Origin of the sequence: Erwinia oleae (assembly GCF_000770305.1) — a bacterium.
Lineage (GTDB): Bacteria > Pseudomonadota > Gammaproteobacteria > Enterobacterales > Enterobacteriaceae > Erwinia > Erwinia oleae.
In genome coordinates this window covers 83420-103033 of the sequence record NZ_JNVB01000001.1, presented here as the reverse complement: position 1 = coordinate 103033, position 19614 = coordinate 83420, and the positions used below count along the sequence as shown (strand labels likewise).

Annotated in this window: 19 protein-coding genes and 1 riboswitch; of the genes, 15 read left to right on the top strand and 4 right to left on the bottom strand. The window is 56.5% G+C overall.

Annotated features, from left to right (window positions below; genetic code table 11):
- The first annotated feature begins 6 nt into the window (after positions 1–6).
- The 8 genes from baeR (at position 7) to GS12_RS00365 (ending at position 9403) form a co-directional block, all read left to right on the top strand.
- Positions 7–711, top strand: a complete 705-nt coding sequence (gene baeR / locus GS12_RS00400; protein WP_034915921.1) for an envelope stress response regulator BaeR — start codon at positions 7–9, stop codon at positions 709–711.
- A 76-nt stretch (positions 712–787) separates the two neighbouring features.
- The gene (gene trhP, locus GS12_RS00395) at positions 788–2170 is read left to right on the top strand and encodes a prephenate-dependent tRNA uridine(34) hydroxylase TrhP (protein WP_034943030.1); all 1383 of its coding nucleotides are present in this window, start codon (positions 788–790) and stop codon (positions 2168–2170) included.
- A gap of 240 nt (positions 2171–2410) precedes the next feature.
- On the top strand, positions 2411–3313 hold the full coding sequence (yegS, locus tag GS12_RS00390) for a lipid kinase YegS (RefSeq protein ID WP_034943029.1): 903 nt from the start codon (positions 2411–2413) through the stop codon (positions 3311–3313).
- A 199-nt stretch (positions 3314–3512) separates the two neighbouring features.
- The gene (gene manD, locus GS12_RS00385) at positions 3513–4727 is read left to right on the top strand and encodes a D-mannonate dehydratase ManD (protein WP_034915927.1); all 1215 of its coding nucleotides are present in this window, start codon (positions 3513–3515) and stop codon (positions 4725–4727) included.
- Between the two features lie 18 nt (positions 4728–4745).
- Positions 4746–5756 carry a Zn-dependent oxidoreductase gene (locus GS12_RS00380; RefSeq protein ID WP_034915928.1) on the top strand — a complete coding sequence of 337 codons (1011 nt, stop codon included), beginning with the start codon at positions 4746–4748 and terminating at the stop codon, positions 5754–5756.
- 69 nt (positions 5757–5825) lie between these two features.
- Positions 5826–7109: an MFS transporter gene (locus GS12_RS00375; protein ID WP_034943027.1), complete on the top strand. Its 1284-nt coding sequence runs from the start codon at positions 5826–5828 to the stop codon at positions 7107–7109.
- 48 nt (positions 7110–7157) lie between these two features.
- Complete coding sequence (locus GS12_RS00370) at positions 7158–8618, top strand: mannitol dehydrogenase family protein (RefSeq protein WP_034943025.1); 1461 nt, start codon at positions 7158–7160, stop codon at positions 8616–8618.
- Positions 8619–8716: 98 nt separating this feature from the next.
- The gene (locus GS12_RS00365; protein WP_034915934.1) at positions 8717–9403 is read left to right on the top strand and encodes a GntR family transcriptional regulator; all 687 of its coding nucleotides are present in this window, start codon (positions 8717–8719) and stop codon (positions 9401–9403) included.
- A 125-nt stretch (positions 9404–9528) separates the two neighbouring features.
- On the opposite strand, the gene thiD is transcribed toward GS12_RS00365, so the two are convergent.
- Positions 9529–10329 carry a bifunctional hydroxymethylpyrimidine kinase/phosphomethylpyrimidine kinase gene (gene thiD, locus GS12_RS00360; RefSeq protein WP_034943024.1) on the bottom strand — a complete coding sequence of 267 codons (801 nt, stop codon included), beginning with the start codon at positions 10327–10329 and terminating at the stop codon, positions 9529–9531.
- On the bottom strand, positions 10326–10499 hold the full coding sequence (locus GS12_RS24565; protein WP_160279900.1) for a hypothetical protein: 174 nt from the start codon (positions 10497–10499) through the stop codon (positions 10326–10328). The genes thiD and GS12_RS24565 overlap by 4 nt, the downstream gene beginning before the upstream one ends.
- A 33-nt stretch (positions 10500–10532) precedes the next feature.
- Positions 10533–10629, bottom strand: a riboswitch (TPP riboswitch).
- Between the two features lie 155 nt (positions 10630–10784).
- Between GS12_RS24565 and GS12_RS00355 the strand changes: the two genes are divergently transcribed.
- Together GS12_RS00355 and GS12_RS00350 are read left to right on the top strand one after the other, a co-directional pair.
- Positions 10785–11033 (top strand): hypothetical protein, encoded by a 249-nt coding sequence (locus GS12_RS00355; protein ID WP_034943093.1) that lies wholly within the window; start codon positions 10785–10787, stop codon positions 11031–11033.
- A gap of 3 nt (positions 11034–11036) precedes the next feature.
- Positions 11037–11459, top strand: a complete 423-nt coding sequence (locus GS12_RS00350; RefSeq protein WP_034915938.1) for a GNAT family N-acetyltransferase — start codon at positions 11037–11039, stop codon at positions 11457–11459.
- Positions 11460–11467: 8 nt separating this feature from the next.
- On the opposite strand, the gene pagP is transcribed toward GS12_RS00350, so the two are convergent.
- Together pagP and apbC are read right to left on the bottom strand one after the other, a co-directional pair.
- Positions 11468–12094 carry a lipid IV(A) palmitoyltransferase PagP gene (pagP, locus tag GS12_RS00345; protein WP_084089516.1) on the bottom strand — a complete coding sequence of 209 codons (627 nt, stop codon included), beginning with the start codon at positions 12092–12094 and terminating at the stop codon, positions 11468–11470.
- Positions 12095–12259: 165 nt separating this feature from the next.
- Complete coding sequence (gene apbC / locus GS12_RS00340; RefSeq protein WP_034915941.1) at positions 12260–13372, bottom strand: iron-sulfur cluster carrier protein ApbC; 1113 nt, start codon at positions 13370–13372, stop codon at positions 12260–12262.
- 86 nt (positions 13373–13458) lie between these two features.
- Between apbC and metG the strand changes: the two genes are divergently transcribed.
- From metG to GS12_RS00315, 5 genes are all read left to right on the top strand, one after another.
- A complete protein-coding gene (metG, locus tag GS12_RS00335) occupies positions 13459–15561 on the top strand; it encodes a methionine--tRNA ligase (RefSeq protein WP_072016804.1) in 2103 nt (700 codons plus the stop codon).
- A 109-nt stretch (positions 15562–15670) separates the two neighbouring features.
- Complete coding sequence (locus GS12_RS00330; protein ID WP_034915945.1) at positions 15671–16060, top strand: CidA/LrgA family protein; 390 nt, start codon at positions 15671–15673, stop codon at positions 16058–16060.
- Positions 16053–16745, top strand: a complete 693-nt coding sequence (locus tag GS12_RS00325; RefSeq protein WP_034943020.1) for a CidB/LrgB family autolysis modulator — start codon at positions 16053–16055, stop codon at positions 16743–16745. The genes GS12_RS00330 and GS12_RS00325 overlap by 8 nt, the downstream gene beginning before the upstream one ends.
- A gap of 125 nt (positions 16746–16870) precedes the next feature.
- A complete protein-coding gene (gene cdd, locus GS12_RS00320; protein WP_034943019.1) occupies positions 16871–17755 on the top strand; it encodes a cytidine deaminase in 885 nt (294 codons plus the stop codon).
- A 131-nt stretch (positions 17756–17886) separates the two neighbouring features.
- Positions 17887–19584, top strand: coding sequence for an NAD-dependent malic enzyme (locus GS12_RS00315; RefSeq protein WP_034919246.1), 1698 nt, complete (start codon positions 17887–17889; stop codon positions 19582–19584).
- Positions 19585–19614: the final 30 nt, after the last annotated feature.

Sequence of the window (19614 nt, the reverse complement as noted above, 5' to 3'; positions counted from 1 at the left end):
AGCGCTATGAACGAAACGCATGAACCGCTGATCCTTATCGTGGAGGACGAACCTAAGCTTGGCCAGCTGCTGGTGGACTACCTTCAGGCAGCAAACTATCGCACGCATCACCTGCTGCGCGGCGACGAAGTGCTGGCTTGGGTTCAGCAGACGCCGCCCGATCTGATCCTGCTCGATTTAATGCTGCCGGGCATGGACGGTCTGTCGCTGTGCCGCGAAATCCGCCGTACCAGTGAGGTGCCGATCGTAATGGTAACGGCGAAAACTGAAGAGATCGATCGCCTGCTGGGGCTGGAAATTGGCGCCGATGACTACATCTGCAAGCCGTTCAGCCCGCGTGAAGTGGTCGCCCGCGTCAAAACCATTCTCAAACGCTGCCTGCGCTCACCGGAAGAAGCACAAAAAAGCTCGCGACTGGTGGTGGATGAAGGCCGCTTTCAGGCAAGCTGGGAAGGCGATGCGCTGGATCTTACGCCCGCCGAGTTTCGCATGCTGAAAACGCTGGCGCAGGAACCGGGAAAAGTATTCTCACGCGAGCAGTTGCTCAATCACCTTTATGACGATTATCGCGTGGTGACCGATCGCACCATTGACAGCCATATCAAGAACCTGCGGCGCAAGCTGGAATCCCTTGATGCCGATCAGCCCTTTATCCGCGCGGTTTACGGCATGGGCTACCGTTGGGAAGCAGATGTGTGCCGCTTGATCTAGCGCAATTTACATTCCTGCGGGCAACTTCTACAATTCCCGCTCTTTTGCGAGGTTGCCCGTTCACACCGAGATACTCATGTTTAAACCCGAACTTCTCTCCCCGGCAGGTACGCTGAAAAATATGCGTTTCGCCTTCGCCTACGGCGCTGACGCGGTATACGCGGGCCAGCCCCGCTACAGCCTGCGCGTGCGTAACAACGAATTTAACCACGAGAACCTGGCGACCGGCATCAATGAAGCCCACGCGCTGGGTAAAAAGTTTTACGTCGTGGTGAATATCGCGCCGCACAACGCCAAGCTGAAAACCTTTATTCGCGATCTGCAACCCGTGGTTGAGATGGGGCCGGACGCGCTGATCATGTCCGATCCGGGCCTGATCATGATGGTGCGCGAGGCGTTCCCGCAGATGGATATCCATCTGTCAGTGCAGGCCAACGCGGTAAACTGGGCAACGGTGAAATTCTGGCAGCAGATGGGATTAACCCGCGTCATTTTATCGCGTGAACTTTCGCTCGAAGAGATTGCTGAAATTCGTCAGCAGGTGCCGGAAATGGAACTGGAGATCTTCGTGCACGGCGCGCTGTGCATGGCCTATTCCGGGCGCTGCCTGCTCTCTGGCTACATCAACAAACGCGATCCTAACCAGGGCACCTGCACCAACGCCTGCCGCTGGCAATATAACGTACAGGAAGGCAAGGAAGATACGCTGGGAAATATCGTGCACCAGCAGCAGCCGATCCCGGTGCGCCACGTTGAGCCCGTACTTGGCGAAGGTCAGCCCACCGACAGCGTATTTATGATTGAAGAAGCGTCGCGCCCCGGCGAATACATGACGGCTTTTGAAGACGAGCACGGCACCTATATCATGAATTCAAAGGATCTGCGCGCGGTCGCACACGTCGGGCAGCTGACGAACATGGGCGTCCATTCGCTGAAAATCGAAGGCCGTACCAAATCCCATTACTACTGCGCCCGCACCGCGCAGGTATATCGCCGCGCAATTGACGATGCGGTAGCGGGCAAGCCGTTCGACGCTTCGCTGCTTGAGACGCTGGAGTGCCTGGCCCATCGCGGTTATACCGAGGGCTTCCTGCGCCGCCACACGCACGACAGCTATCAGAATTACGAACGCAGCCACTCCGCCTCGGACAGCCAGCAGTTCGTCGGTGAGTTTACCGGCGAGCGTCGCGGGCATCTGGCGCAGGTTGAAGTGAAAAACAAATTCAGCGTCGGCGACAGTCTGGAAATGATGACGCCGCAGGGCAACGTGACCTTTCATCTGGCTGAGATGGAAAACAATAAAGGTCAGGCTGCACAGGTGGCGCCGGGCAATGGCCATATCGTCTGGATCCCGGTGCCGGAAGAGATTGATCTGGCCTTTGCGCTGCTGATGCGTAATTTCCCGGTCAGCCCCGCGCAGACTGATGAAAATGCCGCATTGGGACACCGCGTCTCATAATGTGACGGATATTAGAATTCGATCACACTCCGCAGGTCGTTTTCTCGTTATCATGCTGCCTGCTTACAATGAGTAATTCTAAACAGCAGCGTGATCTCGTACCACCTCCTTGGCCCGACCGGCTCCCCCGGTCGGGCTTTTCTTTTTCCGGTTTCGTCCATGCCTTAACCGGATGCTTTCAAATATGCTATAAATGATGCATCTCAGGCCCGTGCGGCCTGCACTAACCGGACAGACTCTATGGATAAACATTCGCTCACGCTGCTCATTCTGAACGGCAAAGGAGCAGGAAATGAAGCCCTGCGCGAGGCCATTGTCACGCTGCGCAGGGAAAATTTGCCCATTGAGGTTCGGGTAACCTGGGAATATGGCGACGGCGAGCGCTATGTGAACGAGGCCGTAGCGTTACAGGCCACAACGGTCGTGGCAGGCGGCGGCGATGGCACCATCAACGAAGTGGCCACCGCGCTGGCGGGCCTGCCTGAAGGACAGCGGCCGGTGCTGGGCATTATCCCACTCGGCACCGCCAATGACTTTGCCACCAGCGCGGGTATCCCTGAAACAATGGAGGCGGCACTGCGTCTGGCGGTGTTTGGCAAGGCACAGCCCATTGATTTAGCGCGCGTCAACCAGACGCGCTATTTTATCAATATGGCGACCGGAGGATTCGGCACCCGTATCACCACCGAAACGCCGGAGAAGTTAAAGTCCGCTCTTGGTGGTGTTTCCTATTTTATTCACGGCCTGATACGCATGGATGCACTGAAAGCAGATAGCTGTGAACTGAGCGGACCTGACTTTGCCTGGCAGGGCGACGCGCTGGTGATCGGTATCGGCAACGGCCGCCAGGCGGGCGGTGGTCAGCGACTTTGTCCCGCCGCGTTGATCAACGATGGCCATTTAGAGGTCAGCATCGTGACCTCCCGAGAACTTCTTCCGGCGCTGTTTAATTCAGTGATTGGCGGCGACGATGACAATCCCAATATTGTCCGCGCCTCGTTGCCGTGGCTTGAAATCCGTGCGCCTCATGAAATGACCTTCAACCTCGACGGCGAACCGCTCAGCGGCACTTCGTTCCACATTGAAGTGATCCCTGCCGCGCTCGCCTGCCGTTTGCCGCCCTCCTGTCCCCTGCTCGCTTAATTCCCCTATTCTCAGGGCCGTTCTTTAGCGGCCCTCACCCGTGACAAGGGCTGCATCAGCGCCACATTAAACATTAATTTAACAATCAACCCTTCTGACCAACAAATGTGATCGCCGTCGAACATTCAGCACGCCTTACTTGTATGGTAGTACGTCAAAGCGTAGGTTTATTTCATTGCTTCATATAAGGATCAAAGAGATGAAAATTACCCACGCTGAAGTCTTTGTCACCTGCCCCGGCAGGAATTTCGTGACGGTTAAAATCACCACCGACCAGGGTTTAACCGGTATTGGCGACGCCACGCTGAACGGCCGCGAGCTGCCGGTCGCTTCCTACCTGAAAGATCACGTTTGCCCGCAGCTGATTGGCCGCGATGCCCATCAGATTGAGGACATCTGGCAGTTCTTCTATAAGGGCGCCTACTGGCGGCGCGGGCCGGTGACCATGTCCGCCATTTCGGCGGTAGATCAGGCGCTGTGGGACATCAAAGGTAAAGCGGCCAATATGCCGGTTTACCAGCTTCTGGGCGGCGCCTCGCGTACCGGCGTGATGGTTTACTGTCATACCACCGGCCACAGCGTGGATGAAGTTATTGACGACTATGCCAGACACAAAGAGATGGGCTTTAAGGCCATTCGTGCGCAATGCGGCGTACCGGGCATGAAAACCACCTACGGCATGGCGAAGGGTAAAGGCCTGGCCTACGAACCCGCTACGAAAGGCAACTGGCCGGAAGAACAGCTCTGGTCAACAGAGAAGTATCTCGACTTCACGCCGAAGCTGTTTGAAAAAATCCGCGACAGGTTCGGCTTCGAAGAACATCTGCTGCACGATATGCACCATCGCCTGACGCCGATTGAGGCGGCACGCTTTGGTAAAAGCATCGAGGATTCACGCCTGTTCTGGATGGAAGATCCCACGCCTGCCGAAAATCAGGAGTGCTTCCGTCTGATCCGTCAGCACACCGTCACGCCGATTGCCGTTGGCGAAGTATTCAACAGCATCTGGGACTGTAAGCAGCTGATCGAAGAGCAGCTGATCGACTATATCCGCACCACCATTACTCACGCCGGCGGCATTACCGGCATGCGCCGTATCGCCGATTTCGCCTCCCTTTACCAGGTGCGCACCGGCTCTCATGGCCCGTCCGATCTTTCGCCGATTTGTATGGCCGCCGCGCTGCATTTTGATCTCTGGGTGCCAAACTTCGGCGTGCAGGAATATATGGGTTACTCCGAGCAGATGATGGAAGTCTTCCGGCACAACTGGACATTCGATAACGGCTACATGCATCCTGGCGACAAGCCAGGCCTTGGCATTGAGTTCGACGAGAAGCTGGCGGCGAAGTATCCCTACGAGCCTGCCTACCTGCCGGTTGCGCGCCTCGAAGACGGCACGCTGTGGAACTGGTAAAAGGACGAGGAGATCGCTATGAAAAGTGTGGTAATTGAATGTCCCGGCACGCTGACGCTTCAGGAGCGTCCGCTGCCTGAGCCGACAGCAGGTGAGGTGCGGGTGAAAGTTCACTATGCCAGCATCTGCGGTTCCGACGTGCATATCTGGCATGGACACAACCCGTTTGCGCGCTATCCGCGCGTTATCGGCCATGAGTTTTTTGGCCTGATTGATGCGGTGGGCGAAGGCGTCTCCCCGGCGCGCATCGGTGAGCGCGTCGCGGTCGATCCGGTCGTGAGCTGCGGTCACTGCTACCCCTGCTCCGTTGGCCGCCCTAACGTCTGTAGCGAGCTTCAGGTGATTGGCGTGCATCGTGACGGCGGCTTCAGCGAATACGCCGTCGCGCCCGCCGCCAACGCGTATCGCCTGCCGGAGAGCATTCCTGACCACTTCGCCAGCCTGGTGGAGCCGTTTACCATTGCGGCCAATATCACCGCCTTTCTTAAGCCGCAGCCCAATGACGTGGCGCTGATTTATGGCGCCGGGCCGATGGGCCTGACCGCCATTCAGGTGCTGAAAGGTGTCTACAACGTTCGTGAAGTGATTGTTGTCGATCGCCTCAGCGAACGGCTGGCGCTGGCGAAAGACAATGGTGCGGACCGGGTATTGGATAACAGTGAAATCCCGCTGGCGGCGCAGCTTGAAGGCATAAAGCCTACCATCATCATCGACGCCGCCTGCCATCCTTCTATTTTGAGCGAGGCCGCGGCCATCGCCTCACCGGCCGGACGCATCGGCCTGCTCGGTTTTTCCGGCGATGCCTGCACCATCACACAGCAGAGCCTGACCAGTAAAGAGCTGTCGCTGTTTACTTCCCGTCTCAACAGCCATCGCTTCCCGGCCGTGATTGAGTGGATGGAAAAAGGGCTGATCCACCCGGAAAAACTGGTAACCCACACCCTGCCGTTGAACGAGATTGAGCAGGCGATGACGCTGTTTGAAAAAGATCCCCGACGCTGCTGCAAGGTTATTTTAGCCATTAGTTAACACCAGACGCGCCGGCCTGCACGGCGCATAATTCCTTACCTCCTACGATAAATATAACGAGGCATAACTATGTTTAAGAACCTCCGCTGGACAATAGTACTGCTGCTGTTTTTCGTCTACATGATCAACTATCTCGATCGCGTCGCGCTGTCGCTGACCGTACCGATGATCGAGAAAGATTTAATGCTTAACGCCGAACAGTTCGGTCTGATCTTCGGTAGTTTCTTCTTCGGCTATGCGCTGTTTAACTTTATCGGTGGCCTGGCAACGGACAAATTCGGCCCGACCATCGTCATGGGCGTCGCGGTGGGCATGTGGTCGCTGATGTGCGGCTTTACCGCGCTGGCTACTGGTTTCTGGTCGATGTTGATCCTCCGCGTAATGTTCGGCATGGCGGAAGGGCCAATCTGTGCCTCGGCAAACAAAGCCATCAACGGTTGGTTCCCGAAAAAACAGGCGGCTACCGCAATGGGCTTCCTCAGTGCCGGTTCACCGCTGGGCGGCGCCGTAGCCGGTCCGATTATAGGTTACCTTGCCCTCGCCTTCGGCTGGCGTCCGGCGTTTGTGATCATCTGCGCAATCGGTATCGTCTGGATGGTGATTTGGTTCTTTATCGCGTCGGACAACCCGCTGAAAAGCCGTCGCGTCAGCGAAGAAGAGCGCACGCTGATTGCGTCATTGAAAGAAGAGCAGACCAGCCCTGAGGAAGAACTGTCCCATGCCGCACATGGACTTGGCTACTACCTGCGTCAGCCGATCATCCTGGTGACCGCTTTCGCCTTCTTCTGTTACAACTACATCCTGTTCTTTTTCCTGAGCTGGTTCCCGGCCTATCTGGTACAGGCGCATAACCTTGATATTAAATCGATGAGTATGACGACCATGATCCCCTGGATCGTCGGTTTCGTCGGTCTGGCGCTGGGCGGCTGGATTTCAGACAAAATATTCAACATCACCGGCAAACTGCTGCTGTCGCGCAAAATCGTGCTGGTGACCTCGCTGCTGGCGGCGGCGATATGCGTCGCGCTGGCGGGATCGGTAAAAGGTGTCTATCCGGCGGTGATGTTAATGTCGGTGTCCATCTTCTTCCTCTATATCACCGGCGCAATTTACTGGGCTATTATTCAGGACGTGGTACACAAAAGCCGCGTTGGCGGCATCAGCGGTTTTATTCATCTGATCGGCAGTGTTTCAGGTATTGTCGGCCCCATCGTGACCGGCTACATCGTGCATCATACCGGCAAGTTTGACAGCGCCTTTGTACTGGCGGGTGTTGTTGCCGCGCTGGGCGCGCTGCTGGTGCTGTTTGTTATCAAAAATCCGAAAACGCAAAACAAAGCGGTTTCAGTTTGAACATCACAGGGCGCGGCAGTCCGCGCCCTGGCTGAGAAAGGACACACTATGCTCTCATCTGAATACCCCGGTAACATTATTCGTCCCGATTATGACCGCAGCAAACTGCGCACTCGCATGGTGCACATCGGTTTCGGCGCTTTTCATCGCGCTCATCAGGCACTCTGCACCGATAAACTGGCCAGCGCGCATCAGAGCGACTGGGGCTACTGCGAAGTCAATCTCAACAGCGGCGAACTGATTCAGGCACTGAAGCAGCAGAACTACTGTTATTCCGTGGCGGAAATGGCCGATGAGCAGATATCACTCCGCGTTGTTGGCGTGATCACCGCCGCCCTGCATGGACGCTCAGACGGCATTGATGCGGTGATTGACGCGATGAGCCAGCCGGATATCGCCATCGTTTCCATGACCGTCACGGAAAAAGCCTACTGCCATGAGCCATCGAGCGGCAGACTGAACCTGACGCATCCCGCTATCGCGCATGATATTGCTCACCCCGATGCCCCTGATTCCCTGCCGGGTTTGATCGTCGCCGCGCTGCGTCGTCGTCGGGAGCGCGGGCTGCCGCCGTTTAGCGTCATGTCCTGCGATAACATGCCGGAAAATGGTCACGTGACCCGCAACGTGGTGATCGCTCTGGCAAAGCAGCAGGATACAGATCTGGCCGACTGGATCGGTGAAAATGTCACCTTCCCTTCCACGATGGTGGACCGCATCGTCCCGGCTATGACCGGGGAAACGCACGCGGTGCTGCGTGACAAACTGGGCTGCGACGATCCGGTTGGCGTGGCCTGCGAGCCTTTTTTTCAGTGGGTAATTGAGGACAACTTTGTCAGCGGCCGCCCCGCGTGGGAAAAAGCCGGTGCGGAGTTGGTCAGCGACGTGCTGCCGTATGAAGAGATGAAGCTGCGCATGTTGAACGGCAGCCACTCTTTTCTCGCCTACCTTGGCAATCTTGCCGGTTACCAGCACATCAGCGATTGTATGGCCGACACCCATTTTCGCACGGCGGCGCGTCAGCTGATGATGGCTGAACAGGCGCCCACGCTGCATACGCCCGATGTTGATTTGGCAGCCTATGCCGATTCGCTGATCGCCCGCTATGAAAATAGTGCCATTAAGCATCGCACCGCGCAAATCGCCAATGATGGCTCGCAAAAGCTGCCGCAGCGCTGGCTGGACAGCATCCGCTGGCATCTGCGAAACGGTTCTGACTTTACGCTGCTCGCGCTGGGCGTGGCGGGATGGATGCGTTACGTCAGCGGCGTGGACGAGCACGGTGAACCGATTGAGATTAACGATCCTATGCGTGACAGGCTGGCGCAGATCGTTGCTGAGACGTCGTCAAATCAATCACGCGTGGCGGGTTTGCTGGCAGTGAATGCAATATTTGGTGAAGACTTGCCCACCGAGGGTAAATTTGTCGCCCGCGTTAATGATTTTTATCAGCAACTCACCACGCTTGGCGCAAAAGAAACGGTGAAACAGGCGCTATCGGCTGCCTGAGTCAATAAGCGCTGGCGCGCAGCCAGCGCGCTGTTTAGACTGAGGCTTTTATGCATTGTGCGGCTGGCTCAGGCCATCCGCTATACGGATATCGCCCAATGTCGATTGCCTATGTTATTACCGCTACCGAGCCGGTAAATCAGCAGATTTATCGCTTCCTGCGACAGGATATTGTGACCTGCGCTATTCCGCCCGGCTCGCTGCTGTCGGAAAAAGAGGTTTCCTCACGGTTCAGCGTATCGCGCCAGCCGGTGAGAGAAGCCTTTATCAAGCTGGCGGAAGCCGGACTGGTGCAGGTGCTGCCGCAGCGTGGCACCTTTGTGCGTAAGATCTCCGCGCAGCGCGTGGCGGATGGCCGTTTTATACGCGAAGCCGTCGAGGTGGCGGTAATACGCCGCGCTGCGCTGGAGGCAGGCGCAGACTCGCTTGCCAGCCTCGAGCATAATCTTCAGCTTCAGCGAATGGCCGCATCGCGTCACGACAGTCAGGCTTTTCTGCTGCTGGATGACGACTATCATCGGCTGATTGCGCAAAGCATCAACTGCGAACTGGCGTGGGAGACGGTGGAGAACATTAAAGCGGCAATGGATCGGGTGCGCTTTTTGACCCTGAGTAAAGTTTCTCCGCCGGAGAGTCTGATTCAGCAGCATGAAGAGATTTATCATGCGCTGCTCGCCAGAGATGCCGATGCGGCTGAACAGGCACTGCGGCGCCATCTTCAGGAGATGATTTTCTCCATTACCCCTATTGCCGAGCAAAACAGCGAATGGTTTGAGCAGTCCTGACCTGCTCCCGGTGAGAAGCAGGTCAGCGACCGTCAGACAACAGTGGCGACTTTGACCATCAGCCTCACGCATGATGCAAACCGGTAATTCTCTTTTTCAGAACGTTCCCGACTGAAAAAGTGTCGCTACCACCATTGCCAGAAGTGGTGAACCGGGCCGATGCCGCTACCGACTTCCAGCGAATCCGCCTGCGTCAGCGCGCCCTGTAGCCAGGTTTTTGCCTCCTGCACCGTTGATTCCCAGTTGCTGTGGCGGGGACGCAGCGCCGCCAGCGCCGCAGAGAGCGTACAGCCGGTGCCGTGGGTGTTGTTTGTCGGCACGCGTGGCGCGCTGAAACGCTGCTCCCTGTCATGCGTAAACAGCCAGTCGGGGCTTTCTGCATCGCTCAGGTGCCCGCCCTTCATCAGTACCGCCTGGCAGCCCAGCCGGAGCAGCGCGATGCCCTGTTGACGCATCTCCTTTTCATTCTGTGCCGGTGAACAGCCCAGCAGCGTGGCGGCTTCAGGCAGATTTGGCGTGATCAGTGAAACCATCGGCAACAGCCTGTCACGCAGCGTCGCCACGGCGCGCGGAGAAAGTAACGCATCGCCGCTTTTTGCCAGCATCACCGTATCCAGCACGATCCATGGAACCGCCGCGCTTTTAAGGCTTTCTGCCACCGTTTCAATGATGCCGCTCTCCGCCAACATGCCGATTTTAATGCTGTCGATACGCACGTCATCCAGCACCGAGGCGAGCTGCGCCGCCACGAATTCGGCATCGATATAGCGAACTGCCTGTACGCCGTGGGTATTTTGCGCCACCAGTGCCGTTACCACGCTGGTGCCATAGGCGCCGAGCGCGGAAAAAGTTTTCAGATCCGCCTGAATACCCGCGCCGCCGCTGGGATCGGTTCCGGCGATGGTCAATGCATTGATACGTTTCATCGCGTTACCTCCATGCACAGCGTGCAGAAGAATGCCAGAGAGAAAGCGTAAGATATCAGTAACCGGTTGTTGGTAAAGGTCTGCATTACGTTACGGGTCAGGGAACGTTGATGATACTGCGCGAGAGAGGCGGCGGCGTCAGCCGCAAGGACGGTGTGAGGTTGGATCATACATACTCCCAACCGGCGATCAAGAAGGCGATGCGCTCAGGCATCTGACTTCCCTCCGCTGGCATTATCCAGTTCAGGTTCAACGGGTATTTCTCAGCCTTCGCGTGGAAGGGCACCCCGAGTCAGGTGGTAAACAGACTACTGGTCTGCTCGCCAGACAGTAAAGCAGATTGCAGAACGCGTTGTACAGCACTGCACCGTCGCCTGATGCTAATTTTTACTATCCTCTGCCAATCCGCTACCCTGTTCAGCATCAGGCCGAAAGCGAAGCCGATGGAAGAAACGATGATAAGACCTCTTAACGAACAGTACGGCATCAGCCTGGCCGCGCTGCGCATGCTGCACTATCTGGAACAGATCGCCCGCGGCGATCGCACATTTTCGATTCGTGATACCACGCTGAATCACCGTTGCAACGTGACGCCGCCGGATAACTTTGCCTTACTGGATCAGCTATTTGAAGCCGGTAAGATCGATTATGACTATCGCGGCACCGGCATTGATGGTGAGCGCTACGTCATGCTGGTGGGATAAACGATGCACATTCGCCGCTTTACCGAAGACGACCGCCCTTTTCTGCGCACGCTTTTTCTGGCCTCGCGCAAAGCGAACTGGCGCTGGCTCGATGACAGCGACTGGCGGCTGGAAGACTTTGACCGGGTGACGCTGGGGGAGCGGGTCTGGGTGGCCGAGCAGGACGGCCGCCGTCTTGGCTTTGCCGCCGTGCTGCCTAATGATAATTTTCTGCACAGCCTGTTTATCGATCCTGACTGTCAGCGCCAGGGCGTTGGCAGCGCGCTGCTGAATGCAGTGCAGGAAAAATTCACCTCAACGGGCGCGCTGAAGTGCCTCAAAGCCAATGAGGCCGCGACCGCGTTCTATCAGCGCCACGGTTGGGAGATTGTTTCCGATGGCGAAGCCGAACACGGCGCGTACTGGCTGATGCACTTTGTGCGTTAAGTCCCGTTTTAAAAGTGATATTTCAGCCAGGCGAAAAAGACGTTTCCATTATTATAAGTGCCCGGAATATAGGTCATTTGCAAATCCAGATTGCCGTATCCCACCGCTGCCAGCGGCAGTACAGCGGGCACAGGAATGTATTTCCAGTTATCGCGCGCGGTAAAACCGGCGGTATAGCCTGCTCCCCAGTGAAATTTGTCATCCGCTAACGGCCGCCAGGTGGCCACCCAGCCGTAACCACCAAAGGGCTCCCACTTGTTGAAAGAGTCTTTAAACGCCATCAGATAGAGACCATGCCAGTTACCTTTCTGGTCGTAGCGCGAAACGCCGCCACCGGCTCCCCAGGGGCGCTCGTTATATTTCTCGATATGTTCGTCATCGTAAGTCCAGCGGTTATGCCAGGTGATCGCCGGCAGGTAGATGTCGCCGCCCTCAGACTGTTGCCAGGTTTGCGCAACGTTATCGCTGAACGTATTCCAACTGTTTTTAATCTTTTGTGAAACGGTGGCTGAATGCGCAGAAAATGTCCCGCCGATCAGAAGTGCAATTGAAAGCGCGAAACCACGCTGCGCATCTCTTACCCTCTTCTTATGGAGGATGTGCGGCGTTAAACGCCTCAATCTTGCCGCTGTCATGAATATGTATCCCCGGATATTTTAAAGCGGCTGATAATAAGGACCGAAGTATAAATATTCAATGAACGACACGGTGGTCAGCGCAGGCAGAGGATAAAAAAGCAAGCTGGCCGCCGCGATTGGGCGGCCTGAAGATGGGAACGATCAACGATCCCGTTTTTCATACTAAAGCGCGCGGAAGGAGATATCGTCCGGGATCACCTCACCCTGCCAGTAGATCTGCGCGGCGACCGCACCTGCCAGATCGCGGTAAAGCTGAGTAAACTCGCTCTCCGGGCGACGCACCACCGTCGGCTGCCCGTCGTCCAGATCTTCCCGTACGGTAATGTGTAACGGAAGCTGCCCCAGCAGACGCGTATTATATTGCTGAGCAAGTTTCACTGCCCCGCCGCTGCCGAAAATCGGTTCGTGATGTCCACAGTTGCTGCAAATATGCATGCTCATGTTCTCTACAATTCCCAGCACCGGCACGCTGACCTTTTCAAACATTACGATGCCTTTGCGGGCGTCAACCAGCGCAATGTCCTGCGGCGTGGTCACCACCAGCGCGCCGGTGACCGGTACGTTCTGCGACAGCGTGAGCTGGATATCGCCGGTGCCCGGCGGCATATCCAATACCAGATAGTCCAGGTCCGGCCACAGCGTTTCGTTAAGCAGCTGCATCAGCGCTTTGCTGGCCATCGGGCCGCGCCAGACCATGGCGTTATCATCGGTCACCAGATAGCCGATAGAGTTGGTCGCCAGGCCGTGCGACATAATCGGTGCCATGTGCGTGCCGTCCGGCGAACTCGGGCGCTCACTCCGCGTACCGAGCATGTCCGGGATCGAAGGGCCATAGATATCCGCATCCAGCAGGCCGACCTTCGCGCCTTCAGCCACCAGCGCCAGCGCAAGATTCACCGCCGTGCTGGATTTTCCTACGCCGCCTTTGCCGGAACTGACTGCGATGATGTTTTTTACGCCGTTTACGCCGGGCTGATTTTTTACGCGCTTCATGGTCGCCACATCGTGGTTAAGGCGCCAGCTGATGGCCGTGGCGTGGGTTAAACGCAACAGTTCGGCGCTGGTCGCTTCCTTCAGCGCCTCAAAGCCGCTGCGCCAGACAAACGGCATCATCAGGTCGATATGCAGCGTATTATCCATCATGGCGCAGTGATGCAGCGACTTCAGCGTGGTCAGATTGTGCTTCAGCGTGGGATGTTCAAACGTGGTCAACACGCCCATCACCATAGCGCGCAGCGCTTCCGGCGAATGTTGCCCGGCAGAGTGAGAGGTCATCCTGGCTCCTTCTTTTTTCGATAAGTTCTGTACCGCACAGCATATCAGATGCGGCGGCGGCCGGATGCGAAAATCAACAGTAGAACATTTACCCGGACAGCACACTCGGTTACCATCTAGACCCTTTCTTTAACAGGTATGAGCTAAGTCTTACTATGACTCAAGTCGCGAAAAAAATATTGGTAACGTGCGCACTGCCGTACGCAAACGGCCCTATCCATCTCGGTCACATGCTTGAACACATCCAGGCGGACATATGGGTGCGTTACCAGCGAATGCGCGGCAACCAGGTTTACTTCATCTGCGCGGATGACGCCCACGGCACGCCGATTATGCTGAAAGCTCAGCAGTCCGGCATTGCCCCCGAGCAGATGATTGCCGAAATGAGTCAGGAGCATCAGACCGACTTTGCTGGCTTTAATATCAGCTATGACAACTATCACTCAACGCACAGCGATGAAAATCGCGAGCTGTCCGGGCTGATCTACACGCGCCTGAAAGAGAACGGTTTTATTAAAAACCGCACCATCTCTCAGCTTTACGATCCTGAAAAAGGCATGTTTCTGCCGGATCGCTTTGTGAAGGGTACTTGTCCGAAATGCAAATCCGCCGACCAGTATGGCGATAACTGTGAAGTGTGCGGCGCGACCTACAGCCCGACGGAGCTGATCGAACCCAAATCGGTGGTATCGGGCGCCACGCCGGTGATGCGCGAGTCGGAGCACTTTTTCTTCGACCTGCCAGCCTTCAGCGACATGTTGCAAGCCTGGACCCGCTCCGGTGCCCTACAGGAGCAGGTGGCGAACAAGATGCAGGAGTGGTTTGAGTCGGGCCTGCAACAGTGGGATATTTCCCGCGATGCGCCCTACTTCGGCTTTGAAATTCCGAACGCGCCGGGCAAGTATTTTTACGTCTGGCTGGACGCGCCAATCGGCTACATGGGCTCCTTTAAAAATCTGTGCGATAAGCGCGGCGACATTGATTTTGACGCCTTCTGGCAGAAAGATTCTGATGCCGACCTTTACCACTTTATCGGCAAAGATATCGTCTACTTCCACAGCCTGTTCTGGCCGGCGATGCTGGAAGGCAGTAATTTCCGTAAGCCGACCAATCTGTTTGTACACGGGTATGTGACGGTGAACGGAGCCAAAATGTCGAAATCGCGCGGCACCTTTATTAAAGCCAGCACCTGGCTTAATCATCTGGACGCCGACAGCCTTCGTTATTACTACGCCGCCAAGCTCTCCTCGCGTATTGATGATATCGACCTGAACCTGGAAGATTTCGTGCAGCGCGTGAACGCCGATATCGTAAACAAAGTAGTGAACCTTGCCTCACGCAACGCCGGTTTCATCACCAAACGCTTTGACGGAAAACTTTCTGCCGAACTGGCCGACCCTGCGCTGTATAAAACCTTCACCGACGCCGCAGCCGGTATCGGCGAAGCCTGGAGCAACCGTGAATTCAGCCGCGCGGTGCGCGAAATCATGGCGCTGGCTGATGTGGCCAACCGCTACGTTGACGAACAGGCGCCGTGGGTCGTGGCGAAACAGGAAGGCCGCGACGCCGATCTTCAGGCAATTTGTACCATGGGTATCAACCTGTTCCGCGTGCTGATGACCTGGCTGAAGCCCGTGTTGCCGAGCCTGAGCGAACGCGCTGAAGCGTTCCTGAATCAGCCGCTGAGCTGGGACGAGATTGAACAGCCGCTGCTGAACCACACGCTTTCTCCTTTCAAAGCGCTGTATAACCGTATTGAGATGGATAAGGTTAATGCGCTGGTTGCCACCTCCAAAGAGGACGCCGCAGCCGCGAACAAACCCGCCCTGACCGGCCCGCTGGCCGACGATCCGATTCAGGAAACCATTACTTTTGATGACTTCGCCAAAGTGGATATGCGTATCGCGCTAATCCAGAACGCCACCTTTGTGGACGGCTCCGATAAGCTGCTGAAGCTGACGCTGGATTTAGGGGGCGAAACGCGCCAGGTATTCTCCGGCATTCGTTCTGCCTATCCGGACCCGGCGGTGCTGATTGGCCGTCACACGGTAATGGTGGCAAATCTCGCGCCGCGCAAAATGCGCTTTGGACTGTCGGAAGGCATGGTGATGGCGGCGGGCCCTGGCGGTAAAGACATTTTCCTGCTCAGCCCGGACAGCGGTGCACAGCCGGGTATGCAGGTAAAATAACCGGCGACATCAAAAAAACAGGGCGACTTTTCGCCCTGTTTTTTATCGTGAAATGTGACACACAACACGTCCCGACGTATGATTAGCATTCAGCAAACAGGAGCTTATCATGCGTACCGCGCTGTCGGTTCTCTGGCGCTATCTTCGCGCCTTTATCATTATCTATCTCGCGCTTTTTGTCGGTAACGGCCTGGCGGCCCTGCTGCCGGTGACCATCCCCGGCAGCATTCTCGGTATGCTTATTCTTTTTATCCTGCTGGCGATACGCATCATTCCCGCGCAGTGGGTGAAGCCCGGCAGTCATCTGTTGATCCGCTATATGGCGCTGCTTTTTGTGCCGATAAGCGTTGGCGTGATGAGCTATGTGGACGTGCTGACCGCCCAGTTTGGCCCGATTGTCGTCTCCTGCACCGTCAGCACGCTTATTGTGCTGGTCACCGTCGGTTTCTGTTCTCAACGGCTGCACGGCGGACTGCCTTCAGGAGCGAAAGATGAGTGATATCTGGTGGTCGCTGCCGCTGACGGTCGCGGTTTTTTTTGCCGCCCGGCGGCTGGCGGCAAAGGTGAAAATTTCGCTGCTTAATCCGCTGCTGATTTCAATGGCGGTAATTATTCCGCTGCTTCTGCTGCTCAACCTGCCCTACGCGCGCTATTTTCAGGGCAGCGCAATGCTTAATCAGCTCCTTCAGCCCGCGGTAGTGGCGCTGGCGCTGCCGCTCTATGAGCAGATTCATCAGATCCGCGCGCGCTGGAAATCAATTATCGGCGTCTGCTTTATCGGCAGTCTGACGGCGATGGTATCCGGCACCGCCATTGCGTTGTGGATGGGCGCAACGCCGCAAATCGCCGCGACCATTTTGCCCAAATCGGTCACCACGCCGATTGCTATGGCCGTCTCCGCCACGCTGGGCGGCGTACCGGCGATCAGCGCAATCTGTGTGCTGATCGCGGGCGTACTGGGCGCGGTCTTTGGTCATATGCTGTTAAATTTACTGAAAATTCGGGCAAGGGCTGCGCGCGGTCTGGCGATCGGCAATGCCTCGCATGCGCTGGGCACCGCGCGCTGTGCGGAGATCGATCTTCAGGAGGGCGCGTGGAGTTCGCTGGCGCTGGTGCTTTGCGGCATTATCACTTCACTGCTGGCGCCGTTTGTTTTTCCATTGCTGCTTCAGCTCTGGGGCTGAACTTGCGATAAGTCGCGCAATGTTTGCATCTCTTTCATGAATTGCACTGCTAATGTGATTAAAATCACATACAACCGTGACACGGGCCGCCAGAATAGGCGGCCGAACATGCCAGAGAGGCCGATATGCACCCACGTTTTCAACCGGCGTTTACCACGCTGCCCGCGCCGTTGCAAAGTGCGCTGCATCCGATAGTGGATGCCGATGACTTTCCCGCTTTTTTTTCTCCTGAGCAGGTAGATGCTCTTCAGAAGGCCACCGGCCTTGACGTGCATGCGTTGTCCTTTGCGCTGCTGCCGCTGGCCGCAGCCTGTGCGGTTGCGCCGCTCTCTGGTTTTAACGTCGGCGCGCTGGCGCTCGGCAAAAGCGGACGCCTCTATTTTGGCGCTAATATGGAGTTCTCCGGCGCCACCATGCAGCAAACGATACATGCTGAACAAAGCGCGATAACCCATGCGTGGCTGCGCGGTGAGCCCTCGCTGACGTCCATTACCGTTAACTACACACCCTGCGGCCACTGCCGCCAGTTTATGAACGAACTGAACAGCGGCACCGCGCTCGGCATTCATCTTCCGGGCCGTAAACCCGCCACGCTGGGCGATTATCTGCCGGACGCCTTCGGCCCGCGCGATCTGGCCATTGAGACATTACTGTTGGACAACGTCGATCATGGCGTGCCTCTCAGAGGCGATGCGCTGACACGCGCGGCGCTTCGGGCCGCAAACCGCAGCCACGCCCCGTACACCCAGGCATGGAGCGGGGTGGCGCTTCAGGCAGAAAACGGCGACATTTTCGCCGGTTCCTACGCGGAGAACGCCGCGTTCAACCCCAGTCTGCCGCCGCTTCAGGCCGCGCTGATCCTGCTTAACCTGGCGGGGCATAATTTGTTCACCCTTCAACGCGCCGTGCTGGCGGAAGCGCCGGAGGGCAAAGTGGTGCAGCGCCAGGCCACCGTCGCCACACTTCAGGCGCTGGGCTGCGGCAATATCACCACCGTTCCGCTGGTTTAAATAGTTACATTACCTCCGCTTTTCAACGAAGATCCCAGCTTTTGTTATAGCTTGTTAACAAAAGCTGTACTTTCAGACGATTTATTTTAGGATTGCCACACGACATCCCGCTTCGAATGAGTATTGACCGCATGGAACTCGAATACGAAAGTAAACGATCGCTCTATATCCCTTACGCTGGCCCTATCCTGCTGGAATTTCCGCTATTGAATAAAGGCAGCGCTTTCTCCGTGGAAGAGCGTAACGATTTCAACCTTAATGGCCTGCTGCCCGAAACCGTGGAAACCATTGAAGAGCAGGCCCAGCGCGCATGGCGTCAGTTCCAGGAATTCAAAAACGATAACGACAAACACGTTTACCTGCGAAATATTCAGGACACCAACGAGACGCTGTTTTACCGCCTGCTGGATAATCACCTTGAAGAGATGATGCCGATTATCTACACCCCAACCGTGGGTGCGGCGTGCGAGCATTTCTCGGAAATCTATCGCCGTGCGCGCGGTCTGTTTATCTCCTATCCGAATCGCGCAAACATTGAAGACATGCTGCAAAACGCCACCAAACAAAACGTTAAAGTTATCGTGGTGACCGATGGCGAACGTATTCTTGGCCTGGGCGATCAGGGCATTGGCGGCATGGGCATTCCCATCGGTAAGCTCTCGCTCTATACCGCCTGTGGCGGCATCAGCCCGGCCTATACCCTGCCGGTGGTGCTGGACGTCGGCACCAATAATCAGCAGTTGCTGAACGATCCGCTTTACATGGGCTGGCGTCACCCGCGTATTACCGGCGAAGAGTATGAAAGCTTCGTCAACGAATTTATTCAGGCGGTAAAAAGCCGCTGGCCAAACGTGCTGCTTCAGTTTGAAGATTTTGCACAGAAGAATGCGATGCCGATCCTGGAGCGCTATCGTGATGAAGTGTGCTGTTTTAACGATGATATTCAGGGCACGGCGGCCGTTACGCTCGGCACGCTGATTGCCGCCAGCCGCGCCGCAGGCAGCCTGCTGCGTGAACAGACAGTGGTCTTTCTTGGCGCGGGTTCCGCGGGCTGCGGCATCGCTGAACAGATTATCGCGCAGATGAAATCAGAAGGCCTGAGTGATGAAGAAGCACGTGCTCGCGTGTTTATGGTCGATCGTTTTGGTTTGCTGACCGATCGTCTGCCTAATCTGCTCAATTTCCAGAGCAGGCTGGTGCAGAAAAGTGAAAAGCTGGCGAACTGGGACGTTGAGTCGGAATCCCTCTCTCTGCTTGATGTGGTGCGCAACGCGCGCCCGGATATTCTGATCGGCGTCTCCGGCCAGCCGGGGCTGTTCAGTGAAGAGATCGTGCGTGAAATGCACAAGCACTGCGCACGCCCGATTGTGATGCCGCTTTCCAACCCCACATCGCGCGTTGAAGCCACGCCGCAGGACATTATGGCCTGGACCGACGGCGCGGCGCTGGTGGCAACCGGCAGTCCGTTCTCCCCGGCGCACTGGAAGGATAAAATTTATCCTATCGCGCAGTGCAACAACTCCTATATCTTCCCTGGTATCGGTCTTGGCGTCATTGCGTCCGGCGCCGTCCGCGTGACCGACAGCATGCTGATGGCCGCAAGCCGCGCGCTGGCCGACTGCTCGCCGCTGGTTAACGATGGCGCAGGCCCGGTATTGCCGGAGGTGAAAGATATTCAGGGCGTCTCGAAAATCATCGCGCTGGCAGTGGGCAAAGCCGCACAGCTGGCGGGCGTGGCCGTTGTTACCTCGGAAGATGTGCTCTCCGCATCGATTGCCGCCAATTTCTGGCTGCCGCAGTATCGTAACTATCGTCGTACATCAATTTGATGTGTGATTATCGGGCACAAAGGTGCCCGA